General features: G+C 28.6%; 6 protein-coding genes. 3 read left to right on the plus strand and 3 right to left on the minus strand.

Going from position 1 to position 4,292, the window contains the following annotated elements:
- Positions 1 to 167: 167 nt before the first annotated feature.
- Positions 168 to 317: a transposase gene (locus ACRC03_RS01595; protein ID WP_438650801.1), complete on the minus strand. Its 150-nt coding sequence runs from the start codon at positions 315 to 317 to the stop codon at positions 168 to 170.
- A gap of 397 nt (positions 318 to 714) precedes the next feature.
- Between ACRC03_RS01595 and ACRC03_RS01600 the strand changes: the two genes are divergently transcribed.
- The 3 genes from ACRC03_RS01600 to ACRC03_RS01610 all read left to right on the plus strand — a co-directional run bounded on the left by ACRC03_RS01600 (position 715) and on the right by ACRC03_RS01610 (position 2,213).
- Positions 715 to 1,536 carry a nitroreductase family protein gene (locus ACRC03_RS01600; RefSeq protein WP_438650802.1) on the plus strand — a complete coding sequence of 274 codons (822 nt, stop codon included), beginning with the start codon at positions 715 to 717 and terminating at the stop codon, positions 1,534 to 1,536.
- Between the two features lie 191 nt (positions 1,537 to 1,727).
- The gene (locus tag ACRC03_RS01605; RefSeq protein ID WP_438650803.1) at positions 1,728 to 2,060 is read left to right on the plus strand and encodes an AAA family ATPase; all 333 of its coding nucleotides are present in this window, start codon (positions 1,728 to 1,730) and stop codon (positions 2,058 to 2,060) included.
- Between the two features lie 3 nt (positions 2,061 to 2,063).
- The gene (locus ACRC03_RS01610; RefSeq protein WP_438650804.1) at positions 2,064 to 2,213 is read left to right on the plus strand and encodes a hypothetical protein; all 150 of its coding nucleotides are present in this window, start codon (positions 2,064 to 2,066) and stop codon (positions 2,211 to 2,213) included.
- 206 nt (positions 2,214 to 2,419) lie between these two features.
- Here ACRC03_RS01610 and ACRC03_RS01615 read toward each other — a convergent pair whose 3' ends face one another.
- Complete coding sequence (locus ACRC03_RS01615) at positions 2,420 to 3,385, minus strand: TRM11 family SAM-dependent methyltransferase (RefSeq protein ID WP_438650805.1); 966 nt, start codon at positions 3,383 to 3,385, stop codon at positions 2,420 to 2,422.
- A gap of 417 nt (positions 3,386 to 3,802) precedes the next feature.
- Positions 3,803 to 4,030, minus strand: coding sequence for a hypothetical protein (locus ACRC03_RS01620; RefSeq protein WP_438650806.1), 228 nt, complete (start codon positions 4,028 to 4,030; stop codon positions 3,803 to 3,805).
- Positions 4,031 to 4,292: the final 262 nt, after the last annotated feature.

Here is a 4,292-nt window from a genome sequence, read left to right on the forward strand (position 1 = left end):
GCAGATGCCTCTAATTTAGTTCCATCGATAGCTACTAATTCTTTTCCATATAGTCCTAAATCTATGCAATATCCCACAAAGTTATTAAATAATTTTTCTAGTGAATCTATATTATCTTTTCTAAAATCACTAATAACTCTGTACTTCGGCTTTACATCTTTAAGTAATCAAATAACTTCTCTATTAATGATACATTGTTTAGCTAATTTTCTTGAAGATCTTATTCCGTTGAAATACCCATAAATATATAATTTTAATAAATCCTTCGGATCAAAAGCCGGTCTTCCTGTAGTCTTATTATTAGGGACTTTTAGCACAGCCTGCCGGGGGTGCGTAACTTGACACTTTGTGTCAAGTTCATACTATCTATTATAGGGGGAGTTGATGGTATAACTGTTGCAAAATCAACTGAGTTTATTTATCGGAATGTATTTCTATACCCTTAGTTAAAAGCTAGTAATATTTTAGAAATAACTCAATGCGGTAATTATGAAAAAGTAATCCAAACTATTGGAATTAGATGAATTTTGTTAAGTTCATGCTAACTAGATGGCATGTAAATTATATTGAATTAATTATTAATTTTAGGTTATATTTAGAACGAAATTTAAATAATAATTTACCTATGTCTGTTAAATTAGATATATAATATATAATATATTTAAGACCTAGATTAAAATTAGATATTGATATAGAAAAGGAGAGCTTATAATTATGATGAATGTAAATCGTGAAAAATGTATTGCATGTGGACTGTGTATTAAAGATTGTCCAGTAAAGTGTATAAAACTTATAGAGGGTAAAGCAGAGGTAAACAATGATAGATGTATGAAGTGTGGTCATTGTATAGCTATATGCCCAGTGAATGCAGTAACTACAGATGAATATAATATGAACGAAGTAAAAGAATATGACAAAGAAAACTTTGAAGTAAATCCAGAGAATCTACTAAACTTTATAAAATTTAGAAGATCAGTAAGAAACTTTAAAAATATAGATGTAGAAAATGATAAGATAGAAAAAATAATTGAAGCAGGAAGATTTACTCAAACATCAACAAATAGCCAGGATGTATCTTACATAGTAGTAAAAGAACAAAAAGAAGAATTAAGGGTAATGGTATTAGAAAGTCTAAACAATATGGGACAAAATATTTTAAACAACTTAAATGAACAAACAAAGCCATTTGAAACATATGCTAAAATGTGGGTTTCAATGTATAATGCATATAAAAATAATAAAGATGCAGAAGATAGAATATTCTTCAACGCTCCAGCGGTAATACTAGTAGTATCAAAGACTCCTATAAATGGAGGATTAGCATCTACTAATATGGAACTGATGACTAATGCACTTGGTTTAGGAACTTTTTATAGTGGATTTTTAGTAAGATCATCTCAAGGTAATCATAAAATGAGAGAGCTATTAGGATTAAAGGATGGAGAAGAAATAATTACATGTATGGTGATAGGATATCCAGATGTTAAGTATCAAAGAACTGTACCTAGAAAAACTCCACAAATTACTTGGAAATAGATATAAGGAAATTAAATTAGAGTTAGCTCGCGGAGGAGAGTAGCAAGCCAAGATATTGAAATGCCTTGACTATGACCTCCAGGGGTGCACAATTTGAAGGGTTTTGTCAAATTCGTTCTAACTAAGTAGCATGTAAATTACATTGAATTAATTATTAATATATAATAGTTTTTAAATATTGTAGGTGGAAAATGACCATATATTTAAATACAAATAAATGCTTAGAAAACTACAAAATATTAAATAGAAGCAAATATTTTGTAGATAAGTCATCAATTATAGAAAAAATAAATGAACTCATAGGAACAACAGATAGATATTTGTGTATAACAAGACCAAGAAGATTTGGAAAATCCTCTGTAGTTGATATGCTAGGTGCATATTATTCAAAGGCAGTCTACTCAAAAGATATATTTGATGAATGGGATTACATTTTTAATAATAATCTTTTTACAGAAAACCAAGATGACTACCTAGGTTTTTTATCTTATAATGAAGGTTATCTAAAAATACCAAACAAATAGATAATGCAAGAATTTGAAAAAGCTCTAGCTGATGAATCTTTTGGATATGTTTCAGAGATACCAATATTAAAATATAGTGATGAAAACAGTCTTTCATGTGTACTTACACGTGCATACCTTTCAGCAAGAGATACCTACAGAGTGGAAATATAAAAAAGTACTAGCAGTAGCTATTTGTTATAATTCAAATACTAAAGAGCATAGTTGTATAATAGAAAAAATTTAAATATGAATATTCCTTAGTCTAGTTTATAGATTAGGGTATAGGCTACAACCCCTGGAAGTCTGCGTTCCTTGGCTATGACCTTTAATTAATAAAATAGTAGGAGCATAAGCTTCTACTATTTTATTAATTAGATTTATTTACATATAGATACATATCTTTTAAAATTATTATTCTTATGAATACAGCATTGATCGACTATGTTAAATCCGGATGAAATCACAAGATTATCCATATCTTCAAATGTAATTAGTACAAGCTTTTTAGCTATTCTACGTGATGTTTTTATAATATTTATTTGTTCCTCTAATGTTACTGATGAAAATAATCCATATGGTATATCTATTATAGCAACATCATACTCGCCTTTTATTGTATTCATATCTCCTATGGTAATGATATCTTTGTTATATCCAAAATACTCTAAATTCCTTCTTGCATTTAAAGCTATTGGTTCGTTTAATTCGTACCCTGAAACATTGATACCTAAGTTTAGCGCTTCAATAACAACTGTACCAACTCCACAGCATGGGTCAATTAATCTACAATCTAACTCATTTCCAACAGCAATATTCACTATAGACTGTGCCACTTTTATACTTAGAGCATTAGAGTATGAGCACGGCTTATCATCATAGGTATATCTAGTGCCATTATTTTTTTTGTATTCTCCAAATATCCATTTATCCTTAATCTTAGATATAGCTAGGACTACTGTATATTTATGCAAATCTGAAGAACCTGTAATTGAACTTCCAATATATTTAGCACCTTTCATACGTTCTTCATATTCAACGTCTCCATCTTCTGATTTTATATAAATAACCTTAAAATCATCATATTTAACATTATCTTTCTTAATTCTATATGAAATTTCTTCTAAAGAATCTGCGGAGTATTTTATTGATATACTATGTTTTATAAATGGACTTCTCGATGGATCAATATATCTATTAGTGAAAATATATTTTTTATCTGTAACTTCTTCAAATAAAGATCTCATCTCCATTTCACACAATTCTTTTTCATATCTATGATAATTAATAATATAAAAATATTTGTTAAAACTATCCTCTTTATTATTTATTATTTCTTTAGTCATTGGTTGCCATCCTTTTATATTTGTGTCTGTACATATAGCTTATATTTTCATTATAACATTTTGTCGACTGTTTAGTACATATAGATGTACTATTCCCACTTCATAGCCTAGAATAAAAAAACAGCATTTTGATTAGCAAGTCCATATATTGAAATGACTGGGCTACACCCCCTGAGGTTAAATGGATTTATGTAAAAAGATAATAAACTTAAAATATAGACACTTAGAATAAAATATATTAAAACTACCTGCTATTAAGTGGGTATTTTTAGGAATTAAAGGCTTAACAAGCACAAATAAAACCTCGAGAAAATGATTTTTATACAATATAGAAATCATAGTCTTGAGGTTTAAATGTTAATTAAAAATTTTCATATTCAAAATCATATATTTAATATTTATGATAGTATGCTAAACTTAACAGCCACAATGTGGACAACAAGGCTTAGGCTGTGGAGCTGGACAACAACAAGGCTTAGGTTGTGGACAAGGCTTAGGTTGTGGAGCTGGACAACAACAAGGCTTAGGTTGTGGACAAGGCTTAGGCTGTGGAGTTGGACAACAACAAGGCTTAGGTTGTGGACAAGGCTTAGGTTGTGGAGCTGGACAACAACAAGGCTTAGGCTTTGGACATATACGGTTCATTAAAACACCCCCTTATATAATGTATTAAGTGATTACTAGCCACTTAATACATTATATTATTTAAAACTAAATATGTGACATAATATGTTTAAATAAGTCGAATAAATAATTATTTAGAGATAACTATATATATTCTAAATGAAAACATTCAAATGTAATTACTTTCATATATATAATTTTTCAAGTAAGAGAAATAATAGTATTATCTGAAAATATAAAGGTAGGTAATACAAATGATAAAATTCAATGAAGATGTTAATAT

Source organism: Romboutsia sp., assembly GCF_051659545.1.
Lineage (GTDB): Bacteria > Bacillota > Clostridia > Peptostreptococcales > Peptostreptococcaceae > JBOFOR01.

Bases quoted from the DNA above. Each gene is read 5' to 3' on its own strand.
- ACRC03_RS01600 (WP_438650802.1), top strand. From the start codon at position 715: ATGATGAATGTAAATCGTGAAAAATGTATTGCATGTGGACTGTGTATT.
- ACRC03_RS01605 (WP_438650803.1), top strand. From the start codon at position 1,728: ATGACCATATATTTAAATACAAATAAATGCTTAGAAAACTACAAAATA.
- ACRC03_RS01610 (WP_438650804.1), top strand. From the start codon at position 2,064: ATGCAAGAATTTGAAAAAGCTCTAGCTGATGAATCTTTTGGATATGTT.
- ACRC03_RS01615 (WP_438650805.1), bottom strand. From the start codon at position 3,385: ATGACTAAAGAAATAATAAATAATAAAGAGGATAGTTTTAACAAATAT.
- ACRC03_RS01620 (WP_438650806.1), bottom strand. From the start codon at position 4,030: ATGAACCGTATATGTCCAAAGCCTAAGCCTTGTTGTTGTCCAGCTCCA.